Origin of the sequence: Campylobacter sp. RM12642, from assembly GCF_020137635.1 — a bacterium.
Taxonomy (GTDB): domain Bacteria; phylum Campylobacterota; class Campylobacteria; order Campylobacterales; family Campylobacteraceae; genus Campylobacter_E.
Genome location: NZ_JACGAT010000013.1, coordinates 15,720 through 41,347, shown reverse-complemented (window position 1 = coordinate 41,347; position 25,628 = coordinate 15,720). Strand labels below are relative to the sequence as shown.

Here is a 25,628-nt window from a genome sequence, read left to right as displayed (position 1 = left end):
AAGAATGAGTATGAGAATGGTTGTGGTCTTCGTGAGAGTGATTAGAATTATTATGTGAATGATTATGGTGTGAGTGATTATGGTGTGAGTGATTACAAGAATGATTGTTTGAATGTTGTTTTATTGGTTTATGAATTAAGTCTTGATAGGTGCAAGTCATTGTTTTTCCTTTAAATTTAGTTTAAACAAATAAATAACAAATGTAACATTTATTTCTTAATTTAAAATAAACTTAAAAAATATATTTGAATTAAAATTAAAATATTTTATAATTTTAGGAGCTAAAAAGCTCCTATTTTTAGCCGTTGAATTTAGTATTGTAATCAAGATAAACAACATGAGTTGCAAGGTATTCATAAAGTCCGTGCTTACCATCAGCACCACCTATGCCACTTTTTCTAAATCCTGCGTGAAAGCCTTGCATAGCTTCAAAATTCTCACGATTTATATAAGTTTCGCCAAACTTAATCTCACGGCAAGCTCTCATCGCTGTGTTTAGATTTTCTGTATAAATACTACTTGTAAGTCCATATTCACAATCATTTGCCATATCAATTGCTTCATCTAGTGTATCAAAACTTGTAACTGGTAAAATCGGCGCAAAGATTTCTTTTTGCATAATATCACTCTTATGGTCTGCATTGCTAAGTAGTGTAGCTGGGTAGAAATATCCACTAGTATCAGTTATCTTGCCACCAACTTCTAATTTTGCACCTTGCTCAAGTGCGCGTTTTAGCATTGCATCAGCATTTTTAACACCTGCTTCATTTACAAGTGGCCCCATATCAAAATTACCTTTTGCAGTATTTCCGAATGTAATTTTGCTAAATTCATCAGCCATTTTATTAATAAACTCATCATATCTTGATTTATGCACATAAACACGCTCAGCACAATTGCAAACTTGTCCGTTATTACAAATTCTACTTGCTTTAATTGCAGGAATTACTAAATCCATATTTGCATCTTTGCATACTATTGCAGGTGCTTTTCCACCAAGTTCAAGATTTACTTTTATAACATTTTTTGCAGCTGCTTGCATAACTCTAACTCCAGCTTCAACGCTACCTGTTACACTTACCATTCCAATTAGTGGGTTTGAGCTTAGCTCATCTCCAACCTCACTTCCTTTTCCGCTAACAAGTGAGAAAACTCCTTTAGGAACTCCAGCTTCGTGAGCTAATTTTGCAAATTCAAATGCGTTGTTTGGAGTTTCGCTACTTGGCTTAATTACTATTGTATTTCCTGTTACAAATGCAGGTGCAAGTTTTCTAACTATTAAGAAAAACGGGAAATTCCAAGGTAAAATTCCTGTAGTAACACCAATTGCAGTTCTAAATAAAAAGATATTTTCATTTGCTCTATCACTTTGAATGATTTCGCCTTCATAAGTTCTTGCAAATCCTGCCATATAATCTAAATAATCAGCCGCAAAATCAATCTCAACTTCAGCTAAACCTCTAACCTTGCCTTGCTCTTCTTGTAAAATATCAGCTAGTTTTACTCTATCTCTACGAATTAATTGTGCGATTTTTTTAAGGTAATTTGCGCGTTCAATAGCTGGAAGTGCTTCCCAGTTTTTACCCGCTCTTTTTGCAGCTTCAAGCGCTCTTTTAGCATCATCTCTTGTGCCTAGTGGATACTCACTAACTTGCTCTTTTGTAGCAGGATTATAAACAGGTGCCATTTCTCTTTTTTCAGTAACAAACTCACCATCAATATACATTTGATAACTCTTCATAACTTCTCCTTTTTTAAATGATTTTGAAATATCTTATCAAGGAATATTAATTATTTTTGTATATTCAAAAAAAATTCTAATTTTTTTACGAGAATGTGAAAAAAAGTAACACTTTAGTATTTTTAAAAAAGAATTTGAAATAAGCATTTCAAATTCTATAAAAGTTATTTTCTATAACCCATTGTAAATATTTCATTTGAGCTATCATCTAAAAGATTTAAATATCTTTCGTAATGCTTTAAAATATCTACTATTATTTCTTTTTCATTTAAATATTTTATATCATAACCTAGTCTATCATCGCCAAAAAATGTTATAGGTCTATACTCAAATTCCTTTGATAAATTAGGCAAATTCTCATCATCTAATAAGGTTTTATTTACTTCGTGTTTTTCTATTTTTACCCCGTAAATAAAATCTTTTGATAAGTCTTTTTTAATCACTAAACTAATTTTATTTTTTTCTTCTTTTATTAGTGCTTTTAATCCACGCTCGCTTAATTTATCGCAAATCTTTTGCATAGCAGGTTTTACAAGCTCGTTTAAAAACTCTTGCATATCTTTTATTTGAGATTGTTTTAAGATTAAATCAAGCCTTTGTTCCCAAAAATCCCCACTCCAATAAACACTAGCCTTACTAACTCTTGTATTAAAATATCTACTATCAACTATTAAGCCTTTAAGTAGTGATGCACACATAATTACAAGCATTAAAGCAAACGGAAGTGCAACTATCATAGTAACGCTTAAAATAGTATCAAGACCACCAGAATATGATAAAGATATTGCAATAGCAATTAAACTAATGCCCCATAAAATGCTTTGCCATTTATAAGGTTTTTCTTTGCCGCCACTTGCTAAAGAATTTAAAACAAATATCCCACTATCAGCAGAAGTTATAAAAAATAAAACTAAAACTACTAGAGCTAAAATCGTGCTAATTTGTGAAAATGGTAAAAGATTTAAAAACTCAAATAATAATTTTTCAGAACTTTGAGAAAAATTACTTAAAATTTCATTATATTTTAAAGCAGAATTTCCAAATACACTAAACCATAAAACATTAAAAGAAGTAGGAACAATCAAAACTCCAAATATAAATTCTCTAATAGTTCTACCACGAGAAATCTTTGCTATAAAAAAGCCAACAAAAGGCGCCCAACTAAGCCACCAAGCCCAATAAAAAATAGTCCAAGAATTAAACCAGCTAATATAATCTTTATTATATGTATAGGTTTTAAAACTAAGCTCAACTATATTTGAAAAATATAACCCTAAATTAGAACTAAAATCAGATAATAGCTCAACCAAATCACCACTAACTAATACAAAAATCATTAGTAAAAATGCTAAAAGCAAATTAATCTCGCTTAATATTTTAAGCCCTTTATTAACTCCACTAATAGCTGAAATAGTAGATAAACTAACAACTATTAATATAATAATTGCTTGTTCGCTAAATGAAATATCACTAAGCCAAGCAATATTAACAAGTCCTGCATTTAAAGAACTTGCAGAATATCCAAGTGTTGTGCTAATTCCAAAAACGGTTACAATTAATGCCAAAATATCAATAACATTGCCCCAAAATCCATAAATTTTATCTTTTAAAAAAGGATAAAAAGCACTTCTTAAAGTTAAAGGCATTTTATAACGAAAACCAAAATAAGCCATAGCTAAAGCACAAACCCCATAAATAGCCCAAGGATGAATTCCCCAGTGAAATAGAGTATGAATTAAAGCTTCTTTATCATCTATATTTAATGATTTTTTATGGATTATAGGCTCAGCCACACCAAAATACATAAGCCCAACGCCCATTCCAGTAGCAAACAACATAGAAAGCCAAGAAAAAAAGCTAAAACTAGGCTCATCATCATCTTTACCTAATTTTATATCTCCAAATTTAGATAAAGCTAATAAGACCATAAATCCTACAAAAAAACTAACACTAAGTATAAAAAACCAAGAAAAATTAGTAAAAACTGAAGTTTTAATATTATTTAAAATACTACTTGTAAATTCTGGTAAAAATATACTTAGTAAAACTAAAATTACAATAAATACTATGCTTGGAACAAACACAGCGGGTAAAAAACTCGTTTTTATCTTCATATTTTCTCCTTGCGTTTTCAGTCTAACAAGGCTTAGTTAATGAGATTTGCAAGATTTAGATGATAATTACATAATTTGTCTATATAAAAGAAAAATTAGCCATTAACCTAAAAAATTTTTTATATCAATTTCTTCAAAAAAAATTATATAATTTTTAATAAATTTTTTATAAATATATATGTAATAATTATAAAAGATAATAATAAAAAATAAAAATTATAATATGCAAATACACTTAAAAAATCTAAAATTAAAATATTATAAGATTTTAAAAAAGATTTATATATCAGCATATTTAGAATTAAAATAGCTAATATAAATAACTTAATAAGTAAAGATTTTTGACTTGTATTAGTGTTTATATTAGTATTAAGATTTGCAAAAATCATTATAAATAAAAACAACAATAAAAATATAAAATTAAACCCTAAAAATAAAGCTTCACTTTTTAATAAATAATAATTTATAAAAGGATAAGATAAAAATAAAATCAATAAAATATTTTTATATACTTTCTTAACCCTATAAACCAAGCTAATGCCTAGAATATAAAGAAAAATAAATACAAAAGATATATTTAAAATTTGAAAAACATATTCAAATAATATATAAAAAAACAAAAAATATACCTAGTAAAGCTAGGAATTTAAAATAAAGTTTTTTAGATAAATCTATATGAAAATTCAATAAAAATATATTTAGTAAAATCTCTTTAATTTCTTTCATTTTTCCTACCTTAATCATATTTTTAAATCATATCTAAAACCTATTAATTATTTCTATTTCACTTTGTTTAAAGTCTAGCGTTTGGGCTTTATTATTTAAATTAAGCTCTATATAAACAACATCACTTAAGCTAGATAAAATCAATACATCTTTTAATACATAATTTCCATCGCTTAATTTACAGATATTTTTCTCTCCTTTTTTAATATCACAATCATTAATATCTAGCTTTTTATAATTTATAAAATAACTCATATATAAACTATTTTTACTAACTACAATATCAGTTCTAAACCCACCAATATTGGCTAATTTAACAACTTTAATATCAAGACTAAAAAAATACCAAATAGAGCAAATTATCCAAATAATTTTTATAATCAAACTAAATCTTTTAAAAAAATATGCAAAAAAACATAAAGTAATAAATATAGCCATCATAACATTTAAGCAATGATTTATCGTTGGAAAAGTTACATTTTCGTTTTGATATATTTGAACTAAACTTAAAAATACTAATTCAATTATGATAATTACTATAATTACAAATAATAAAAATACTCTTTCATACAAAAAATTAAGAATTTTAAAGCCAAATTTATTTGAATTTTTTCTTTTACAAGCTAAAAGCACAACAAATTCAATCATAACATAAGGAATAATCCCAATAAAAATAGAATAAACAAAACACACATATCCAAATGTAAGTAATAAATTAAAATCAAATCTAGGCAAATACCCAACTTCAAATAAATAATATTTTGTATAAGCTATTACAGAAACAAAAGTTATTAAAACTAAAGAAAATCTCATAGTTTTTACAAATATATTGGCAAGTTTTAATAATTTAAAATAATTAAAATAAAGCCTTTTAAACTCTCTTTTGTAATTTAACATTAATCTTTTAGTATTCCTAGCAAAACAAATTCTAAATTTCTTTAAAAATTTATCAGACATTTTTACTCCTTTTTTTAAATTTAGCAAAAATATCTTTTACTTTTTAAAAAATTCAATAAATTTTTTAATATTTTTATATAATAAAAAAAATTATAAGGACAAAATATGAACTCAAGCTTATTTTTAATGGGAAGAATAAAAGAACTATCAAATGAATTGATTTTAAAAGAACTTAGCAAAAGAGTAGAATTTGATTTATCCTTTTCTCACGCTGATATTTTAAATATATTATTTGATGAAAAAGAATATTGTATGGTTCAAATAGCACAAAAAATACATAGAAGCAAGGCTACAATTAGCTCTTTAATAGACAAATTAGAACAAAATGGATATATCACAAAAAGCCAAAGCAGTAACGATAGTAGAATGTATTTAATAAAAGCAACTCAAAAAACTTTAGATTTAAAACCAATATTTGAAGAAGTATCAAATATAGTTTTTGAAAAATTACTTAAAAACTTTTCAAAAGCAGAAGAGTTGTTTTTAGAAGAATTATTAGAAAAAATGCTAAATAACATAAAAAATTAAAATATATTTAACTTTTTATGCAAAAATAGTTCGTTATCAAACTAAAAAGGAGTTAAAATGAGTAATGGATTTAGTGTAAAAAGTCTAGGAGAATTTAAAAATATTCAAAGAATTGATTTAAAAGAAGCTTTAGGGTTTACATCTTGTGAAATAAGTATTAACACAATGGAAGCAAATACTAATGTGCCTTTTGTTCATCATCATAAAGAAAACGAAGAAGTTTATATTATCTTAGATGGTAACGGGGAAATAAAGTTAGATAATGAACTAATTTTAATTAAAACAGGAGATATAATCAGAGTTGCACCTAGTGTAAAAAGACAGATTTTTGCAAAAACTAAACTAAATTATATCTGTATTCAAGCAAAAGAAAATTCTCTAACCCAATACACTTTTAGTGATGGCGTAGTAGAGTAATTTAACTTAGGAGCAATCCTAAGTTAAGCAAATATATTAATCAAATAAGTATTCAAAGGAATAGCCACAATATCTATCAAAACAGAACCACACAAAGGAACTATCAAAAATGCAGGTTTTGAGAATAAAGAATATCTATTGCAAGCAGCATTCATATTTGCAACCGCATTAGGAGTAGCACCCAAGCCATGCCCCATTAATCCAGCACACATAATAGCACTATCATAGTTTTTCCCGCACAATCTAAACACAACAAATATTGCAAACAATACTAAAACAACAACTTGAACAAAAAGCGTAATCAATAAAGGCATAGCAACCACGCTTAATTCATTGATTTTTAAACTCATCATAGCCATAGTTAAAAATATTCCTAAGCTAAGCTCACTAATAGTATCTATTGTGTATTGATTTAATTTAAATATATTAAAAATATCATTTATATTTCTAATTAGCATTGCTATTAACATAGCGCCCACATAGCTTGGCAAAGAATAACCGCTAAGTTTTGTAAATAATGAACTTATATAAAATCCAATGCACATAATACAAAGTATTAAAAATAAAGATTTTAAAAATTCTTGATAACTTGCGTGATGAATATTGTGCTTTAGCGGGTCAATATCTTGTATATCTTCGTTTGTTTTTATCTCTAATTTATATTTAAGTATTAAATATCTACATAAAGGCCCACCGAGTAAAGAGCCGCTTATTAAACCAAAAGTAGCCGCTGCAATTGCTACTACTTTAGCATTGCTAAGACCACTTAAATCTTCCACCATACCACCAAAAGCAATAGCATTTCCGTGTCCTCCTTCTAAAGCAACTGCCCCACTTAAAATTCCATATAAACTATTTAGCCCAAAAGCATTCATCATAGTAATTCCAATAGCATTTTGCATAATAGCCATTACCCAGCAACACGCTAAATATATTAAAAGCAATTTACCACCAACTTTTAATAATCTAGCACTTCCGCTAAGTCCTACAACACTAAAAAATACAACCATAAAAGGAGTTTGCAATGACTTATCAAATTCAATATTAATATCTATAAAGGTTAAAAACCATACTAAAATACTTACCAAAAATCCACCAACAACAGGAGCTGGGATACAAAATTTTTCTAAAAAATTGATTTTGGTTTTTAAAAACATTCCAAATAATAAAACACCAATGCTAATTGCCAATACGCTCAAACTATCAAAACTCATATAACAGCCTTTCTTAATAAAATATAAGCTAAATAAGCGCTTAATTTAGCAGTATGATTATCTATATCATATTTTGGATTAAACTCGCAAATATCAGCTAAAGCAACTTTTTTACTATCTAAAATAATTTTTAGTATCGGTAAAATTTGTTGCAAACTAATACCATAAACAGCAGGAGCACTAACACCTGGTGCATAGCTTAAAGAAAACACATCAATATCAATACTAAGATATAAAACATCACAATCTAATATAAATTCTTTTACAATTTTTGCTGAATTATCAAAGTCTTTATCTAAAACATATTTAGCATTCATATCTTGCATAGTATTAAATAAAGCTTGGGTATTTGATAAAGCATTTGCCCCAATACATAAATATTTATAAGAATAATTATTTGATTTTGCGTATTTATAAGCTTCATAAAACGAATTACCTGAAGTATGTTGGGGTTGAATTCTCACATCAAAATGTGCGTCAAAATTAATAACACCTACATTTTGTTTATTATCTAATAAAGCCTTAATTCCAGCCAAAGAAGTTTCGTGACCACCACCTAAAATAACACAATAATCTTGATTTTTTAATACTAAATTAAGCTTATCGTATAATAAATCATCAGCTTCTTCTAGGCTTTTAAAATTATCAATATTACCTAAATCATCAAAGCTAAAATCATCAAATACAGCAAAATTTGCCATATTTTTTCTAATGATATTCGGTGCTAATTCGCTACCAACTCTTCCGTGATTTCTATCTACACCTAAACTAGAACAAAATCCTATTAATTTATTTGAAGATGAAGTATTCAAACATTTAAAAACTCTGTTATGAATACTTTCTTCGCCATCATTTCTTCCAATCCACATAAAACTCTCCTTAAATATCTTATACTTTAAATTGTTTTAATTAAATAAACAAGAAATACTTAAAAATTGAGTTTAATATGTGTAATTTGGTAATAAAATTAGGAAATAAATTCCTAATTTTGTAAAGATTTATAAATCACATCTAAAACGCTGCCATCACGATATTCTACAACGCCTACTACCTCATCGCCAAATTTAATACTAGCTGGTTTGCCTGTGATTTTTTCTGCCATTTCTTTTAGTTCTTCAATCGTATATAATTTAATACCTGCTTTTGTGAAATTCTCTATCAAATCAGTTCTTTTAGGATTTACTGCAATTCCGTAATCAGTGCAAACCACATCAACATTTGCTCCTGGGGTGCAAATCGTGCTTACATTATCAACTACAATTGGAATTCTAGCACGAATTAATGGTGCTAAAATCATTGCAATTTTTGCACCTTCAGCAGTATCTTGGTGTCCGCCTATTGCTTGATTAATAACACCTGTTGAAGTAGTAATTACATTTACATTGAAATTCGTATCAATCTCAAGTGCTCCCAACATTACAAAATCTAATTGATTTACCGCTGGAGTAACTAGATTTGGATTTGCATAAAAAGATGCTGATATTTCATAATGTTTTGGGTTTTTTGCAAGTGAGCTAACAGCATCTAAATCAAAACTTTGAGTATCAAAAAGCGCATCCATCAAACCATTTTCATGCAAATCAACTAAGGCAGCAGTGATACCACCAACACCTAAACTAGCAGTGATATTATGCTTAATCATCTCTTCTTTTAAAAGCTTAGTTACTGCTAAAGAAGCGCCCGCAGCTCCTGTTTGGAAACTAAAGCCATTTTTAAATAAACCTGATGCTAAGATACATTTTAAAGCATTTTCAGCTATTAAAATATCTCTTGGATTATCATTAAAACGAATTGCACCTGATACTATGCCTTTTGGATCGCCAATACTCTCAATTTCACAAACAAAATCCACCATAGTTTGGTCAATACTAGCAGGAAGATTTATTCCATCTACTAAATTATCAGTAATTGCAATAACTTTATTAGCATACATAGCATCAACCTTAGCATAACCTAAACTACCACACGCAGATTTGCCTGTATAACCATTAAGATTACCAAATTTATCACAACTTGGAGCACCAATAAATGCTACATCAATTTTAAGCGAGCCATCTTCAATAGCTCTAGCACGACCACCATGACTTCTAATAATTACAGGAGTTTTTAATCCACCATTACTAATAAAAGAACCCAATGGCTCTCTTAGACCACTTGTTTGAAGACTTGTTACAACACCATTTTTAATATGCTCAATTAAAGGTTTATGGCAAGTTGAAAGAGAACTTGCTGCTACGCAAAGATTTTTAATACCTAGCTTGCTTATTTCTTCTAAAACTAGATTTAAAATATAATCTCCACTTCTAAAATGGTGATGAAAACTTATTGTCATACCATCTTTTAAGCCTGATTTTATAATAGCGTCTTTTATACTTGAGACTAATTTATCTTCTTTTTTGCCAACTCTAATAGCTGCACCGATTTTACGCTCTTTTGGTTGTTTTAATTCTCCACTATATACAACTACATCTTTATAATTAGCAATTTTATTAGGTATTTTTCTATTAACTGCATTTACTTTATACATAATCATTCTCCTTTATAAAGACCACTAGCTTTAGCTAATTCAAGCACTCTTAAAGCTCTAATAATAATTGGACCATCTACCATTTTGCCATCAACTGCAATTACACCTATGCTATTTTTTTCCGCTTCTTTAGCTGCATTTACTACTTTTAAAGCGTCTATTATTTCTTTTTCTTTTGGAGTATAAATATCATGAACTATTTTGATTTGACTTGGATGAACTACTGATTTGCCATCAAAACCTAAGTCTTTTATAAATTGCACTTCTTCAGCAAATGCAACTTTATCTTTTATATTTGAAAAAACAGTGTCAAAACAATATAAATTATTGCTTCTTGCTGCGTGAATTATCTGCTCTCTTGCATAATAAAGCTCCATTGCGTGTTTGCTTCTAGTTGTTTTTAAATTCGTTACATAATCTTCAGCTCCAAGAGCAATCCCCATTAATCTATCACTTGCCTTTGCAATCTCACAAGCATTAATAACCCCAGTAGCACTCTCAATTGCTGCTAGAATTAAAGTTTTTCTAGGACGATTTAGTTTATGCTCAACTTCGCTTATTAACTCATCTACTTCTTTAACTTCGTTTGCATTATCAGTCTTTGGAAGTCTTATAACATCAACTCCAGCACTAACCATAGCTATTACATCATCTCTTCCGTAAGGAGAATTTAAAGCATTTATTCTTACAACAACTTCAGTTGAACCATAATTAATCTTTTTAAGAGTTTCATAAGTTAGCATTCTAGCCGCATCTTTTGCTGAAATACTTACTGCATCTTCTAAGTCAATCATAATAGAATCACTTCCATAAATATGTGCGTCTATTAATTTTGCAGGTGCATTTCCGGGCAAGAACATCATACTTCTTCTAAGTCTATCTTTATTTAGCATAATTCACTCTCCCAATCATAATCTTTTAAACTAGCTCTAAAAATAGCAGTTTTTAATCTCGCACGAATTACTAAATCAAGCGCTCCTTTATCTTCTATTTTTATTGTTACATTTTTAATATCATATTCATCTAATACTTCATTAACGCTAGCTAATATTTGTTCTCCAAATTGTTTATAAACACTAGAATTTAATTCAATTTTCCTTCCTACATTAGCAGGACTTACACTAATTAAAACATCGCCTGATTCTAATGAACCAGCACTTGCAATAGTTGTAATCATCAAATCTCCTAATTAATTAAATTTTTTAAGTTTTCTTTTATTATTACAAAGATAACTTAATTTTTAGTTATTAAATTGTTTTTTAAATACTCATAAGTTGAATTAGCACAAAGGGATTTTAACTCCTTATTATTTAAATAATCCTTATCATTTAAAATAATTTTTCTAATCCTACTCGCACTTATTACTTTTTTATTTATTCTAGCTCTACTGATTTCATAGAATTTGATTTTAAATTCTTTTAAAATTTCTTTTGCTTTTTGGTTGTAATCTTTTGTTATTTTATCTTTTGGTTCTGTCCCAAAAAATCTCATATTTATCCCTAAAATAGGTGCTATTTTTGTAGCAAATAATGTAATATCAAGCCTTGAATAAATCTCATTAACATCAGCATTATCCTTTAAAAAATATGTAGGAAAAGTAGCTTTTGAAATAATATAATTTTTGCTTTCGTGAATTATTATATTTTTATAATCTTTTAATTCATTTCTTACAATCTCAAGCCTTGCTTTTGTATTAAACATACTTAAATCTTCGCTTAAAATAAATATATGCAAGATTTCGCAGTGTTTTAAGGCTTTTTGAATTAAATATAAATGCCCTTTACTCATAGGATTTAAATTCATTACAATTGAGCCAATTTTTTTTGCTCTTTTATAATGTTTAGCTAGTTCAAATTTATAATTTTCATAATTTAATTTTGTGTTTTCAAATAACGCAACATCTTTTGTAAGACATAATAAATAAAGTCCTAAGCTCTCAAATATTTTTACATTACAAGGCTTTGTAAATATAAAATATTCATTTACATTTAATTCTCTTAATTTATCTGCAATTTGAGTTAGTAAAGTAGCACTAAAATTATTACCTTGTAAAGATTTATCAATTGCTATACATTTTACAATATTACCGCTTATACAAGCACTTGCTTTAATCTCTTCATTTTCTTCATAAACTAAAGCATATTCTATATCTTCATCGCATCTTAAATCAAATCTTTTTAAAAATAATTCTAATTTTTCTCTTTCATAGGCTAATAATAAATATCTAAACATTAAAACCTAGCTTCGTGTTCTAATTGATTTTTGCAAATATCTTCTATTGAATACTCTAATTCATATTTTAATAAATTACAAGACTTAATTTTATCGCAATGGTCATTTTTTAAAGCTATTGTTATATCTATTTCTTTTTTGCTTAACTTTTCTACTAATTTGATTAGATTTTCTACACTTATACTTTCTTTGCTAGCTATTGTAGTGCATATATTTTCTTTGGTTGTATAAAGCTCGCTAGCTACTTTTAAATTAATATTAACAATATCATCAATATGTGCGAAATGATAATTCTCATCATAGTTAAAATCACGACCTAATTCAGACTTACCGCAAGCAATTCTTGTGATATTTTTAATAATTGAATAATGTTCAAATTCTCCTAAAAATATCTTAGAATAATATCCTGCAATATTGCAATATCTTAAAATTGCATAAGAAAAATCAGGATTGCTTCTAGCATAATCTTGTATCATATTTTCAGCTAAGATTTTTGTCTTAACATAAGCATCACAGGTATTTTCCAATCCTACATTAGCAAATATACTTGATGGATATATTAAAGTCTTAACTTTAAATTTTTTCATAGCTTTTAATAATTTAAAAAGATTTATGATATTGTTTTCATAAAAAGTTAGATTATCTTTTTTACTAAAATTCTCATTGCTAGTTGCTGCAAAATGAAATACCATATCAATTTTAAATCTTGACATTACATCTTCTAAAGCTTCGCTATTTGAAATATCAACTTCATAAAAATCAACTTCATAATATTTTTTTATATTTTTTATAGCTTTTTTATTTTTACCACTTAAATTATCAATTCCAATTACCTTATGCCCAGCTTCTAAAAATCCAGATGCAGTGGCTGAGCCAATATATCCTGCAACACCTGTTATTAAAACTACCACTTTACTTCCTTAACTTAATTTTTGTTTTAAAATCTCATAAGCTTCATTAATCTCATGAAATTTCTCTATCCCTGCTCTTAGCTCGCTTTCGCTAAGATTTTTTGTGTTTAACACATCAGGATGATATTTTTTCGCAAGTCTTCTATATGCTGCTTTTACTTCAACTAAACTAGCATTAGAACTTAATTCTAAAACCTCATAAGGGTCTTTTTTAATTTTATTATTATTTTGTTTGTTATTGTTGCCAAAATTTATAAATTGTGCAAATTCTTGTGTAACGCCAAAAATCTCTGCAATTTCTTTTAACGCAAAAATCTTTTTTTCACTAAAGCCATCAATACTCGCACAATAAAGCAAACTTTGCATAATATTAAGCTTTTCATTTTTGCTTAAAATAAAATTATTTTTAAGCTCTTGTGCCACTATCCTATAATTTTCTGGATTTTCTTTAGCTTCTTTAAAAACCTTTTTTAATCTCTCACGCTCAACTAAATTATAAGAATTATTATCTAGTATTAATTTTATAAATTCGGCTTCTTTAGGCGAAATTACTCCATCAAGTTTAGCTATTTTTGCAATAAGCGCGACTAGGTATTCAGCATATCCGCCTTTCATTTTAGTAAATTGATTATTTAAAATATTTCCTTTAAAAAATAAAGGTAATAAAATTGCTCCAATAAGCCCTAAAATCGCCGTTAAAATAGTCCCTAATATTATCGCAAAAAATGATATTATGGTTCTAATAATACCCTTACCTGTAATAAATCCTATAATTGCTAAAATTATTATTAATAATAAAAATATATTCAATTTTCTTCCTTTATAACACTTAAAATCTTTTGAAAATTATCGTTTTTCCTTTGCAATAATCAAATTTTTATTTTTTATCATAGCCTTCAATGTAAGCTAAAACTTTTTTGTAATTTTCCTTGCGAATACCATTTGCTATAGCAAATAATTCTATAACATATATAATGGTTAATAAAAATCCCAAAAATAAAAAACAAAGAAAAGCAATAAGTCCATCGCTACGATGGAAAAATAAACTATAAATTTTTTCTACAACTTTAATCTCAGTCATCGCCATTAATAAAATAATTGTAAAAGAAAAAAATAATAAAAATTTTATAAATGCTAAAATAAAATCACCCTTATAAATCCTATCAATACCACAAATTCCTATCGTAGCCGCTAGCATAAAACCTAAATTTGGGTCTTTTAAACAAATATGTTTAGACAAATTCTTATCTTTTATAGTTTCTAAATCCTGCGTTCTTAGTCTATCTTGAAGATAAGATATTTGTTCTTCAGTCATTTTTTGCCTTTAAAAATTCACTATTAATCATTATCCTTAAGTGCAATTAATACACCTTCTATCATTTTTTTAATATCGCCATCAAGTATCGCATCAACTTGGCTAAATGCTTCATTGCTTCTAGCGTCTTTTACTTGCTGATAAGGAGCTAAAACATACGAGCGAATTTGATGCCCGAAACTATTTTCGCCAACCCCTCCCGTATCTTTTCCATCGTTTAATTTCTCCATTTCAAGCTCATATAATCTTGAACGAAGCATTTTATAAGCTGTGGCTTTGTTTTTATGCTGACTTCTATCGTTTTGGCATTGCACTACAATTCCTGTTGGAATATGAGTAATTCTTACCGCACTTTCTGTCTTATTTACATGCTGACCACCTGCACCACTTGCTCTATAATAATCAATTCTTATATCTTTTTCTTCAATTTCAATTTCTATATCATCATCAATTTCAGGTGCAACAATTACACTACAAAAACTCGTATGGCGTCTAGCATTGCTATCAAATGGGCTAATTCTTACAAGTCTATGAACTCCGTGTTCAGCCTTAAAATACCCATAAGCATTAAGCCCACGAGCAACAAAGCTAACATCTTTTATCCCTGCTTCATCGCCTTCTTGATAATCTAGTGTTTCAACTTTAAAGCCTTCTCTTTCACAAAATCTCAAATACATTCTATAAACAATACTCGCCCAATCATTACTCTCCGTTCCACCTGCTCCTGGGTGAATATTAATAATTGCGTTTTTAGTATCGTTTTCTCCACTTAAAAGCATTGATATTTCAAGACTTTTAATAGTTTCTTCTAAATTAGGACTATCTATAAATAAAGCTTCTAAAGTCTCATAATCATTTTCTTTCACCGCAAGTTCAAACAACTCACTAGTGCCTACTAATTCACTATTTGCAATTTCATATTTTGATACTAATTGATTTAATTTAGTTTTTTCTTTACCAAGCTCGGCTGCTCTTTTTGCATCAGCCCATAATGCTGGGTCTTCTTGCTCTTTTTCTATTTCTTTTATTCTTTCTTTTGCCTCGTTTGGTTTGATTATTTTTTCTATATTGTCAAGTTTTATTTGTAATTCTTTTAATAATTCACTAAATTCATAATTATCCAAATTTTGCTCCGTAGTTGTATTTTAAAGGCAAATCTTAGCTAAAATTTATTAAGATAATAGCTTTTTTAAAAGGAATTTAAATGAAATTATTTTTACAAAGTTTAGGCTGTAATAAAAACTTAGTTGATAGTGAAATTATGCTAGGTCGCTTAAAAGAATATGAAATTACTAATGAAGCAAGTGAAGCTGATGTATTGATAGTAAATACTTGTGGCTTTATAAAAAGTGCAAAAATTGAAAGTATTAATGCTATTTTAGAACTACACGAAATTAGAAAAAAAGGCTCAATTTTAGTAGTAACTGGCTGCTTAATGCAAAGATACAAAGATGAATTGGTTAAAGAATTACCCGAAGTTGATTTATTTGCAGGAGTTAGCGAGTATGCAAAAATTGATGAATTAATAGCAAGTCGTGAGAGTAGATTTAGAGATTTTGTATATTTACAAGACGCAAATACTCAAAGAGTAATAACAGGCTCAAATACTCACGCTTATATAAAAATCGCTGAAGGCTGCAATCAAACCTGTAGCTTTTGTGCTATTCCTACATTTAAAGGCAAGTTAAAATCTCGCCCAATAGATGATGTAGTAGCTGAAGTTAAAGGCTTAGTTGCTAGGGGATTTTATGATTTTTCATTCATTGCTCAAGATACAAGCTCTTATTTAAAAGACTTAAAAATTAGCGATGGTTTAGAGAATTTAATTTCAGAAATTGAAAAAATTGAAGGAATAAAGGCTGCTAGAATTTTATACCTATATCCAAGCTCAATTAAGCCTAGTTTAATTACTAAAATAATTAATTCAAAAGTATTTGTGAATTATTTTGATATGCCACTTCAACACTCAAGCGATAAATTATTAAAAATTATGAAGCGTGGCTATGATAAGGCTAAGGCTATTAGCTTTTTAGAGCAAATGAGAGCAGCTCCTAATAGCTTTTTAAGAACTGGTTTTATCGTAGGACACCCAGGAGAAAGTGAAGAAGATTTTGAAGATTTATGCGAGTTTATTAAAGAATTTGATTTTGATAGAATTAGCGTATTTGCATATTCAAAAGAAGAAGATACCGCCGCTTACTCAATGCAACAAATCAATGCAAATACTATTAAAAGTAGGCTAAAAAAGATTGAAAAAATCGTAGATGCTAAAATCAATGCAAGTTTTGAAAAAATGCTAAATCAAGAAATAATCGCAAGTTGTTTAGGAGAATCTAGCGAAGGCGAGTTTTTTATAGGTGCTAAACCACTTTTATTTGATAGAGATATAGATGGAGAAATCTTAATAAATGAAAGTGAGATAGGAGAGCTAAAAGTGGGTGATTTAATAGTTTGTAAAATCACTCAAGTGCATGAAAAAACACTAATAGCAACTGCAATTAGACGCTATGAGAATTGAATATTTAGAAGAGCTAAAAGGTAAAAAAAACCTTTTAGCATTTTCACACGGGACTGATAGCACGGCACTTTTTTATGCACTTTTAGAACTTTGTGAGTTTGATTTATGCCTTGTAAATTACCAGACTAGAATTAATTCAAATAACGAAGAGCAAAGCGCTATAAAATTAGCAAAAACTTATAATAAAAAAATCTTTACTAAAAAAGTAAATCTTGATAATAATAATTTTGAAAGTAATGCTAGAAAATATAGATATGACTTTTTTGATGAATTAATGCAAGATTATGATAATTTAATAGTAGCTCATAATTTAAATGACAGGTTTGAGTGGTTTTTAATGCAAATTACAAAAGGTGCGGGATTATGCAATCTATTGGGTTTTAACGGGATTGATACAAGGAAAAATTATAAAATAATTCGCCCATTAATTAATACTAGCAAAGATAAAATTATGCTGTATTTAAATGAGAATAGTTATGAATATTTTCAAGATGAAAGTAATTTTAATACCAAATATAAAAGAAACGAAATTAGATTAAATTATGCAAATGATTTTGTAAAACACTATGCAAATGGCATAAGAAATACTTTAAAATATTTAGAATTTGATAAGAGTAAAATATGTAAAGATAGCTTGGTTTATAAAGGAATTTATTTTTGTAAAGATGAAAATTCTTTAGATAAAGCTATTAAAAAACTAGGTTTTGTAAGCTCATCAAAGCAAAAATTAGAGCTAAAAAACCAGCTAAATAAAAACAACGAAGCCGAGCTTTATTTTAGGACTGATTGTGTTTGCGTTTGCTTTTATAAAGGATTTTTTATGGTTTTTTTAAAGGCTATTACAAAGCTTAGTAAGGAGCAAAAAGACGCTTATAGACTAGCAAAAGTGCCAAAAAATCTTAGATTTTTCCTAGCGTTAAATAATATAAAACTAAATGAATTAATAAATCTTACAAAAAACCTAAAATCAACTCATAATAATTATTGATATTTGATTTTAGGAATTTCTTTTTATGTAAAGATTAAATATTTAAGATAATGATTTAATACTTAATTTGCTTATTTTATAGTAATTTTTACTAAAACCAATAACTACAATTTTAATCATTTTTAAAATATAAATAAAAAATATTTAATTTACTTCAAGCGAATTTGTTGTTTGGTAAAAATTTAAAATTCTAATAATTTATTTTATATAGATTTTAATAATCTTTATTAATATTACTATGTTTTAATATTGATATTTATTTTTAATTAGGAGAGATTATGCAGAGATTAAAAACTAGCTTGGCATTTATTTTACTTATGGGGGGGGGTATTTATGCAAACGATGGAGTTACACTTGATTTAATCAATATTCATTCAAATGACAATACTTTAGATAATATTAAAATTCAGAACAAAAACACAACAAGTACAAGAGATATTTTACGAGAAATACCATCAGTATTTATGGGTGGAACTAATAATTTAAATCAAAAAATTTTTATGCGTGGTATGAGCGATAGAGCTGTTAATATTAGCATAGACGGAGCAAGAGAAAGCGGTAATAACTGGCATCACGCAGCTGATTTAGTAATCGACCTTGATATTTTAAAAGCAATTAATATTGATACGAGTATATTAAGTGTGGCTAATAATTCAGGTGCTTTAGCTGGGGCGGTAAAGTTTAATACCATTAGTGCAATTGATCTTTTAGAAGATAAGCAAAACTTAGGAGCTAAGATAAAAACATCTTTTGCAAGTAACAATAAAGAATGGCAAAAAAGCATTATGACTTATGGTAAATTAGATAATGGTTTTCATTTATTAGCCTATGTAAATCATAAAAATCATAGCTTTAGCAAAGACGCTTTAAAGCACGAAAGTGGCGGAAAAGGTAATAATCTTAGCTATTTTACTAAGGGCGGATTTTTAAAAGATGAGCATAATTTAAACATTAGTTATGAGAGCGTTTATTATAAAGGCGATTATCCTTTAGTGCCTGAGTGGGCTGGAAGTGTTGCTTATGATTATTATGATAAAGGCAATTTAGTTTTAGCAGGGACAAGGGGTTTTGATTTAATTAAACAAAAAATGCAAAGAAATACCGCTGTAATTGATTATAATTACGATTTAAATGAGCTTATAAATCTAAATTTTAAAACCTATTACACCAACAGAACCCTAACTTTAGATGATTGGATACAAACAAACGCATCAAAAGAAAAGGTTTTAGAGTATTTAAAGGGTGGTGTTAAGACTTTTGGCGTATATCTAAATAATAAAAGCAAAATAGAGTTTGATACTTTTACTCACGAATTGTTTTATGGTTTTGAGTATTTTAATACAAGAAGTTTTGTTAAAGATAATTATTATAAATATAACCTTAGTTTAAATAGTAGCATTAATGAAGTTTTTAAAGCTGCTGATGATATAGCTCAAAATTATTCTATATTTTTAGAAGATAAAATAAGTTTTTATGATTTAGCTTTAACAACGGGACTTAGGTTTGATAATTACAAACTCAATACAATTGCTAATCAAAATCAAAGCAGAATTAAGCACAATTTTAAGAGTTTTACACCTGCTATAAAGCTTGAATATAATGTATTGCCTGAATTACAAATCTATGCAGGATATACAAAGCTTTTTAAAGGTGCTGAACCACTTGAGATGATAATTTTGCGTGAAAATAGAGCAAATAAATTAAGAACTAATGAAGATTTAAAAGCACAAAAAGGCTATGGTTATGAGTTAGGCATAGATTATAAAAAAGATTTTAATGAGCTTTATGTAAGAGCTAATGCTAAGTATTATGATAGATATTATGATAGTTTAATAAGAGAAGAAACCAAAAGAATAGGAGAAAGCGGTAGTTTTTATACTAGGCTAAACGGCGGAAAATACAATGTATATGGAGTAGATTTATTAGCTGAACTAGCATATAAAGATTTTAAATCAAGATTATCATATTCAAGAGTAAGAACTAATGAAAATAACGATACTCTAGTAAGACAAGGATATGCCTTAGCATATAGTGACCCAGGAGATAAATATACATTGAATATTGAATATTTATATAATAATTTATTAATAGGCTATGATTTGATTTATTTCACTTCAAAAAGTATTAAAGATAGTAATTACATAAAACCATCATACGCAAAGCACGATTTATATATGCAATATGAAGTATTTAAAAATTTTGATATAGGCTTTAGCATTAATAATATTTTTAATAAGCTTTATTATTCACATTACAAAAGAAGCTATGGCGGGGCTAAAAGTGCTGACTGGGAAGCAGGAAGGGACTACAAAATCAGCTTTAATTATAAGTTTTAATGATTTAAGGAATTAGATTAATTCCTTAAATATTTTTATAAACCTAATAACTTATAATTTGTATATTGTATTAAAAGCATATTTTACTTTCAATTTATTCTATCTTTGCTTTATTTTCTACAATACACAAAATCTATCTTGTAAAACAAAAGTACTTTAAAATTCCATATCTAGTATTATTAAAATATAATTAGTATTTACTAAGGTTACATAACTTTTAAATAAATTTTTCATTATTAAAAACATAAAGATTTTTATATCAATACAAAATTGTTAGGAATTTTATAAATTAAAATTCCTAAATGAAATTATTTTAAGTATTTTAAACATACTCCTGAATAAAATGCAGCAGCATTAACTAAAGTATCATCATCATAAATATATCTAGGGTCATGTAGATAATAATCATTCTTATTTAAAATAAAGGCATAAGCACCTTTGCAATGCTCTAACATAAAAGAAAAATCTTCACTACCCATTAATGGCTCGTGAAATTCATCACAATTTTGCTCTCCAAATAATTCACACGCTACACCAAAAGCTAATTTTTGTGCTTCATCATCATTAATTGTAGCTGCTCCTATTTGAATAAACTCAAGCTCAACTTTTACCTTAAAAAGTAACTCGCAAGATTTAGCAATATTATTTAATTGCTCTATTATCGTATTTCTATCATCATTATTAAAGGTTCTAATATTAGCAAGTAATAATGCCTTATCTTGTAAGATATTAAAGCTAGTTTCATTTCCACTTAGAGCTGCTCCAAATGTTATAACAGCTTGATTTTTAGCTGCTATATTTCTAGCAGTTATAAATCCAGCTTGGGTTATAAAATGAGCCATCGCACCCATTACATCACTAGCCTTCTCAGGTGCACTACCATGCCCACCAACTCCACTAATATTTACCCTAAGTGCGTCAGCTCCTGCCATCATAGCCCCACGCTTAAGACAAAATAATTTATTAGTTTTGCTTGGGATATTGTGATAGCCAAATATAAAATCACTCTTAAATCTAGTAAATAAATTATCATCAATCATAGCTTTAGCACCGCCTCTACCTTCTTCAGCAGGTTGAAAGACAAAATTAATAGTGCCATCAAATTCACTCTTACTTAAATATTTAGCCGCTAATAATAAACTCGCCGTATGTCCATCATGCCCACAAGCGTGCATTAAACCTTCATTCTTAGAAGCATAGCTTACTCCACTAGCTTCGTTTATTACAAGTGCATCCATATCAGCTCTTAAAGCTATGCTTTTATTTGAATTACCTTTCTTTAAAACCCCAACAACTCCTGTTACGCCTACATTTTCATAAACTTCTATGCCAAATTCTCTTAATTTGTTCGCAACTAACTTTGCTGTTTTAAATTCTTTTAATCCTAGTTCAGGATTTTCGTGAATACATTTTCTAATCTCTATAAACTCGCTTGAAAGTTTTTTAATCTCTTCTATCATTTTAACTCCTTTTTCATTTCTTTAAATTCTTGTGCCAAAAACTTTGCTGTATAGCTTTTATCAGCATATTTTTTAGCAAGTTCTAATGGATTACCTGTCGCAATTATCTTACCACCCCTAAAACCACCTTCAGGACCCATATCTATAATATAATCAGCGTTTTTGATTAAATCCAAATTATGCTCAATTACAAAAACACTATTTCCAGCATCTACTAAATGCTGCAATACTTTTACTAATTTTTGCGTATCTGCAAAATGAAGCCCAGTAGTTGGCTCATCAAGTAAATAAAGTGTATTTCCTGTATCACTTCTGCTTAATTCTTTAGAAATTTTTATCCTTTGAGCTTCCCCACCACTTAAGGTTGTAGCGTTTTGACCTAAGGTTATATAATCAAGCCCTACATCCATTAAGGTCTTTAATTTTTGCTTAATCTTAGGGTGTTTTGCAAAAAACTCATAAGCTTCTGCTACACTCATTTCTAAAACATCAGCTATATTTTTGTCTTTATATTTAATCTCTAGTGTTTGATGGTTATATCTTTTACCCCCACAAGCATCGCAAGTAATATTTACATCAGGTAAAAAGTGCATAGAGATTTTAAGCTCACCTTCTCCACTACATTTTTCACACCTTCCACCTGCAACATTGAAGCTAAAGCGACCGATTTTATATCCTCTAATCTGTGCTTCAGGAACATTTGCAAATAAATTCCTAATCTCATCCATAAGCCCTGTATATGTTGCTGGATTGCTTCTTGGAGTTTTTCCTATTGGACTTTGATCTAGAAAAATTACTTTGTCTAATTTATCAAGACCTTTGTATGTAATATCATTAATTACTGCTTTTGCTCTATTTAGATTTGCTCTTGCAATTGGTAGAAGTGAATGCAGCATTAATGAGCTTTTACCACTACCGCTTACTCCTGTTACACAAACTAAATTCCTAAGTGGGAATTTCACACTTAAATCCTTTATATTGTTTTGATTAATTCCGCTTAATTCTAAATATTCATCACTCTTTCTAGCCTTATAAAGGTCTATGTCTTTTTTACGATTTATATACAATGCAGTTTCGCATTTGCTTTTAAGCAATTCTTTATAAGTGCCATTAAAGATAATCTCCCCACCACTAGTTCCAGCCCTAGGTCCAATCTCAACGATTACATCAGCACTCTCAATTGTCTTTCTATCATGCTCTACTACTATTAAGGTATTTCCTTTAGCCTGCAAGCTTTTTAGAGTATTTATTAGTTTTTGTGTATCTCTTTCGTGAAGACCTATGCTAGGCTCATCTAATACATATAAAACCCCGCTTAATCCACTTCCAATTTGAGAAGCAATCCTAATTCTTTGAGCTTCTCCACCACTAATTGTCCTTGCATCTCTACCTAGTGTTAAATACCCCAAGCCAACATCATTTAAGAAAAATAATCTTTCATTAATTTCTTTAATAATAGGATAAGATATTTCATAATCTTGCTTATTTAAATTATTAAAATTCTCTATTTTAAAAAATTCGCAAATCTCTTCAATAGGTGTGCTAATAACTTCTGCTATGCTTTTGCCATTTACCAACACAGCTAAGCTTTGCTCGTTTAATCTAAAGCCTTTACAAGATGGACAGGTTTTTTCTGTTATGTATTCGTTAAAATCTTTATCATCTTTTAAGATTTCATAACTTATTTTAATAGCTCCATCAAAAGTTTTTTTGATATTATGCTTATTCCATAAAAAGCTAAATTCCGTAGCACTTCCGTATAAAATAAGCTTTTTTTGATATTCACTTAATTCTTCATAAGGCTTATTTGTAGGGATTTTTTCTGCTTCACAAAATGCTAAAAGTAACTTTGAATAATAACTTTTATTAAAGCCCATCATAGTGCGAACTGCACCATCTTCTATACTTCTTTCATAATTTATAATTTTTTCTTGGTCAATACTCATTCTAATGCCTAAACCATCACATAAAGAACAAGCTCCTTTAGGACTATTAAACGAAAAGCTTAAAGGCTCAAGTTTATTAAATGAAATTTTGCATTTAAAACAAGCATTATGAAGCGAATAATGAATATTTTTATTACTTTCTAATAATTCTAACTCACACTCACCATAACTTAAACTTAAAGCTTTTTCAACAGCTTGAGCTAAACGACTTTTATTATCATCACTAATTCTTAGTCTATCAACTACTAATTTAATAGTATGCTTTTTAGTTTTAGCTAATTCTATTGGCTCATCTAGTCGTGTTAGTGTGCCGTTTATTAAAATATTTATAAAACCTTGAGCTTTTAGGCTTTCAAGGAGTGGTGCGAATGTGCCTTTTTTTTCTTTTACTAAAGGAGCTAAAATCATTGCCTTTTCGCTAAATTTTGCTATTTCGTTTATTATATCTTCTGTATCCATTTTATTGATTTTTTCTCCACATTTATGACAATGCTGAACTCCGATTTTTGAATACAAAAGTCTTAAATAATCATATATTTCAGTAATTGTTCCAACGGTTGAGCGTGGGTTTTTGCTAGTTGATTTTTGATCAATTGCAATAGCAGGGGTTAAGCCTTCTATTTTTTCTACATTTGGTTTTCTAAATTTATCTAAAAATTGCCTAGCATAAGCACTAAGGCTTTCTATATAACGGCGTTGTCCTTCTGCATAAAGCGTATCAAAAGCTAAAGTAGATTTTCCACTACCACTAAGCCCTGTAAAAACTATTAATTTATTTTTAGGTAGTGTTAGACTTATATTTTTTAAGTTATTTTCACTTGCGTTTATAACTTGAATTTCATTATTCATTAAATACTCCGTGTTGTTTTAGAACTTCTATTATTGATAAGGTCAATACAAATAATAAAAATCCTATGAAAAGTTTTTTTTGCGTATTATTGCTAATTTTATGAAACAGCCAATTACCAACCCAAACTCCAGGCAAACTTGAAATAGCAATTATTGCACCAGCAGTGTAATCAACATGATTTGTAATTGCCATAGAAACAAAAGCAGCACTTCCAGCAAAAGCTACAAAAAGACCGCTAAATGAAGCAGCTTTTTTAATATTAAAATTACAAATTGCAACTAAAGCAGGCGTGAGTAATGCTCCGCCACCTATCCCACCACTTGTAGCAATTGCACCTATTATTAAACCTACGAAAAATTGTAATAATTTTGAATTCTTTTCAGGCTCAATTGGATTTGCAGGAGTAAAATAAAGTTTAACAATAGCCCAAATAATTAAAAAACAAATAATATAAGCAATCATTAAATTACTTGCAAATTTCATAATAAAACCAACGCTAAAACCACCAACTAAACCACCTAAAGCAGGATATAAAGCATTTTTTACTTGCAATGTGCCTTTTTTATAATTTAAATACGAATTATAAAAAGATGAAAAAACCATTTGCATAACGCTAATTCCAACAGCAATCTTAGGCGAGTACCCAACAAAAGTTGTCATAATAGGCACAACAGCAGTCCCACCACCTATTGCAAAAAGTCCTGCAGTAAAACCAACTAAAAGCCCATCTAAAATAAAAATAATATAAGTAAGTAATGTATATTCTTCTATCATAAAAAACTCCTAAGGCGTAATCTTAATTAACTTAGCTTACACTTTTCTTTCTTATAATAATTAAAACTTATTTA

General features: G+C 28.3%; 21 protein-coding genes. 5 read left to right on the top strand and 16 right to left on the bottom strand.

Going from position 1 to position 25,628, the window contains the following annotated elements:
* Positions 1–298: 298 nt before the first annotated feature.
* The 3 genes from aldA to AVBRAN12642_RS06135 all read right to left on the bottom strand — a co-directional run bounded on the left by aldA (position 299) and on the right by AVBRAN12642_RS06135 (position 5,538).
* Positions 299–1,741 carry an aldehyde dehydrogenase gene (gene aldA / locus AVBRAN12642_RS06145; protein ID WP_214118058.1) on the bottom strand — a complete coding sequence of 481 codons (1,443 nt, stop codon included), beginning with the start codon at positions 1,739–1,741 and terminating at the stop codon, positions 299–301.
* 164 nt (positions 1,742–1,905) lie between these two features.
* The gene (locus AVBRAN12642_RS06140) at positions 1,906–3,855 is read right to left on the bottom strand and encodes a BCCT family transporter (RefSeq protein WP_214118060.1); all 1,950 of its coding nucleotides are present in this window, start codon (positions 3,853–3,855) and stop codon (positions 1,906–1,908) included.
* A gap of 759 nt (positions 3,856–4,614) precedes the next feature.
* A complete protein-coding gene (locus tag AVBRAN12642_RS06135) occupies positions 4,615–5,538 on the bottom strand; it encodes a hypothetical protein (protein ID WP_336608118.1) in 924 nt (307 codons plus the stop codon).
* A 105-nt stretch (positions 5,539–5,643) separates the two neighbouring features.
* On the opposite strand from AVBRAN12642_RS06135, the gene AVBRAN12642_RS06130 reads away from it, so the two are divergent.
* Positions 5,644–6,066, top strand: coding sequence for a MarR family transcriptional regulator (locus AVBRAN12642_RS06130; RefSeq protein ID WP_214118064.1), 423 nt, complete (start codon positions 5,644–5,646; stop codon positions 6,064–6,066).
* A gap of 57 nt (positions 6,067–6,123) precedes the next feature.
* Complete coding sequence (locus AVBRAN12642_RS06125; RefSeq protein ID WP_214119886.1) at positions 6,124–6,483, top strand: cupin domain-containing protein; 360 nt, start codon at positions 6,124–6,126, stop codon at positions 6,481–6,483.
* Between the two features lie 23 nt (positions 6,484–6,506).
* On the opposite strand, the gene gltS is transcribed toward AVBRAN12642_RS06125, so the two are convergent.
* From gltS to prfB, 10 genes are all read right to left on the bottom strand, one after another.
* Positions 6,507–7,697, bottom strand: a complete 1,191-nt coding sequence (gene gltS / locus AVBRAN12642_RS06120) for a sodium/glutamate symporter (protein WP_336608117.1) — start codon at positions 7,695–7,697, stop codon at positions 6,507–6,509.
* Positions 7,694–8,566, bottom strand: a complete 873-nt coding sequence (locus AVBRAN12642_RS06115; RefSeq protein ID WP_214119888.1) for a formimidoylglutamase — start codon at positions 8,564–8,566, stop codon at positions 7,694–7,696. The genes gltS and AVBRAN12642_RS06115 overlap by 4 nt, the downstream gene beginning before the upstream one ends.
* Before the next feature lie 113 nt (positions 8,567–8,679).
* Positions 8,680–10,224, bottom strand: a complete 1,545-nt coding sequence (citF, locus tag AVBRAN12642_RS06110; protein WP_214118076.1) for a citrate lyase subunit alpha — start codon at positions 10,222–10,224, stop codon at positions 8,680–8,682.
* Positions 10,225–10,226: 2 nt separating this feature from the next.
* Positions 10,227–11,117: an aldolase/citrate lyase family protein gene (locus tag AVBRAN12642_RS06105; RefSeq protein WP_214119889.1), complete on the bottom strand. Its 891-nt coding sequence runs from the start codon at positions 11,115–11,117 to the stop codon at positions 10,227–10,229.
* Positions 11,111–11,401, bottom strand: a complete 291-nt coding sequence (gene citD, locus AVBRAN12642_RS06100) for a citrate lyase acyl carrier protein (RefSeq protein WP_239802947.1) — start codon at positions 11,399–11,401, stop codon at positions 11,111–11,113. Before citD ends, AVBRAN12642_RS06105 begins: the two co-directional genes overlap by 7 nt.
* Before the next feature lie 56 nt (positions 11,402–11,457).
* Positions 11,458–12,456, bottom strand: a complete 999-nt coding sequence (gene citC, locus AVBRAN12642_RS06095; RefSeq protein ID WP_336608116.1) for a [citrate (pro-3S)-lyase] ligase — start codon at positions 12,454–12,456, stop codon at positions 11,458–11,460.
* Positions 12,456–13,367, bottom strand: coding sequence for an SDR family NAD(P)-dependent oxidoreductase (locus AVBRAN12642_RS06090; protein ID WP_214119891.1), 912 nt, complete (start codon positions 13,365–13,367; stop codon positions 12,456–12,458). The genes citC and AVBRAN12642_RS06090 overlap by 1 nt, the downstream gene beginning before the upstream one ends.
* Positions 13,368–13,376: 9 nt before the next feature.
* A complete protein-coding gene (locus AVBRAN12642_RS06085) occupies positions 13,377–14,177 on the bottom strand; it encodes a DnaJ domain-containing protein (protein ID WP_336608115.1) in 801 nt (266 codons plus the stop codon).
* Positions 14,178–14,244: 67 nt separating this feature from the next.
* Positions 14,245–14,682: a TM2 domain-containing protein gene (locus tag AVBRAN12642_RS06080; protein ID WP_336608114.1), complete on the bottom strand. Its 438-nt coding sequence runs from the start codon at positions 14,680–14,682 to the stop codon at positions 14,245–14,247.
* Between the two features lie 23 nt (positions 14,683–14,705).
* The gene (gene prfB, locus AVBRAN12642_RS06075; protein WP_214118087.1) at positions 14,706–15,806 is read right to left on the bottom strand and encodes a peptide chain release factor 2; all 1,101 of its coding nucleotides are present in this window, start codon (positions 15,804–15,806) and stop codon (positions 14,706–14,708) included.
* 80 nt (positions 15,807–15,886) lie between these two features.
* Between prfB and rimO the strand changes: the two genes are divergently transcribed.
* From rimO to AVBRAN12642_RS06060, 3 genes are all read left to right on the top strand, one after another.
* On the top strand, positions 15,887–17,200 hold the full coding sequence (rimO, locus tag AVBRAN12642_RS06070) for a 30S ribosomal protein S12 methylthiotransferase RimO (protein WP_214118089.1): 1,314 nt from the start codon (positions 15,887–15,889) through the stop codon (positions 17,198–17,200).
* Positions 17,190–18,188 carry a tRNA lysidine(34) synthetase TilS gene (gene tilS, locus AVBRAN12642_RS06065; protein ID WP_336608113.1) on the top strand — a complete coding sequence of 333 codons (999 nt, stop codon included), beginning with the start codon at positions 17,190–17,192 and terminating at the stop codon, positions 18,186–18,188. The genes rimO and tilS overlap by 11 nt, the downstream gene beginning before the upstream one ends.
* A 278-nt stretch (positions 18,189–18,466) precedes the next feature.
* Entirely contained in the window at positions 18,467–20,524 is a 2,058-nt protein-coding gene (locus AVBRAN12642_RS06060; RefSeq protein WP_336607436.1) for a TonB-dependent receptor, read from the top strand.
* A gap of 308 nt (positions 20,525–20,832) precedes the next feature.
* On the opposite strand, the gene AVBRAN12642_RS06055 is transcribed toward AVBRAN12642_RS06060, so the two are convergent.
* Genes AVBRAN12642_RS06055 through AVBRAN12642_RS06045 form a run of 3 tightly spaced genes read right to left on the bottom strand, consistent with a single transcriptional unit; the run spans position 20,833 to position 25,554 of the window.
* Complete coding sequence (locus AVBRAN12642_RS06055) at positions 20,833–21,984, bottom strand: M20 metallopeptidase family protein (RefSeq protein ID WP_336608112.1); 1,152 nt, start codon at positions 21,982–21,984, stop codon at positions 20,833–20,835.
* Positions 21,981–24,779 carry an excinuclease ABC subunit UvrA gene (uvrA, locus tag AVBRAN12642_RS06050; protein ID WP_336608111.1) on the bottom strand — a complete coding sequence of 933 codons (2,799 nt, stop codon included), beginning with the start codon at positions 24,777–24,779 and terminating at the stop codon, positions 21,981–21,983. The genes AVBRAN12642_RS06055 and uvrA overlap by 4 nt, the downstream gene beginning before the upstream one ends.
* Positions 24,772–25,554, bottom strand: a complete 783-nt coding sequence (locus AVBRAN12642_RS06045) for a sulfite exporter TauE/SafE family protein (protein WP_214118121.1) — start codon at positions 25,552–25,554, stop codon at positions 24,772–24,774. The genes uvrA and AVBRAN12642_RS06045 overlap by 8 nt, the downstream gene beginning before the upstream one ends.
* Positions 25,555–25,628: the final 74 nt, after the last annotated feature.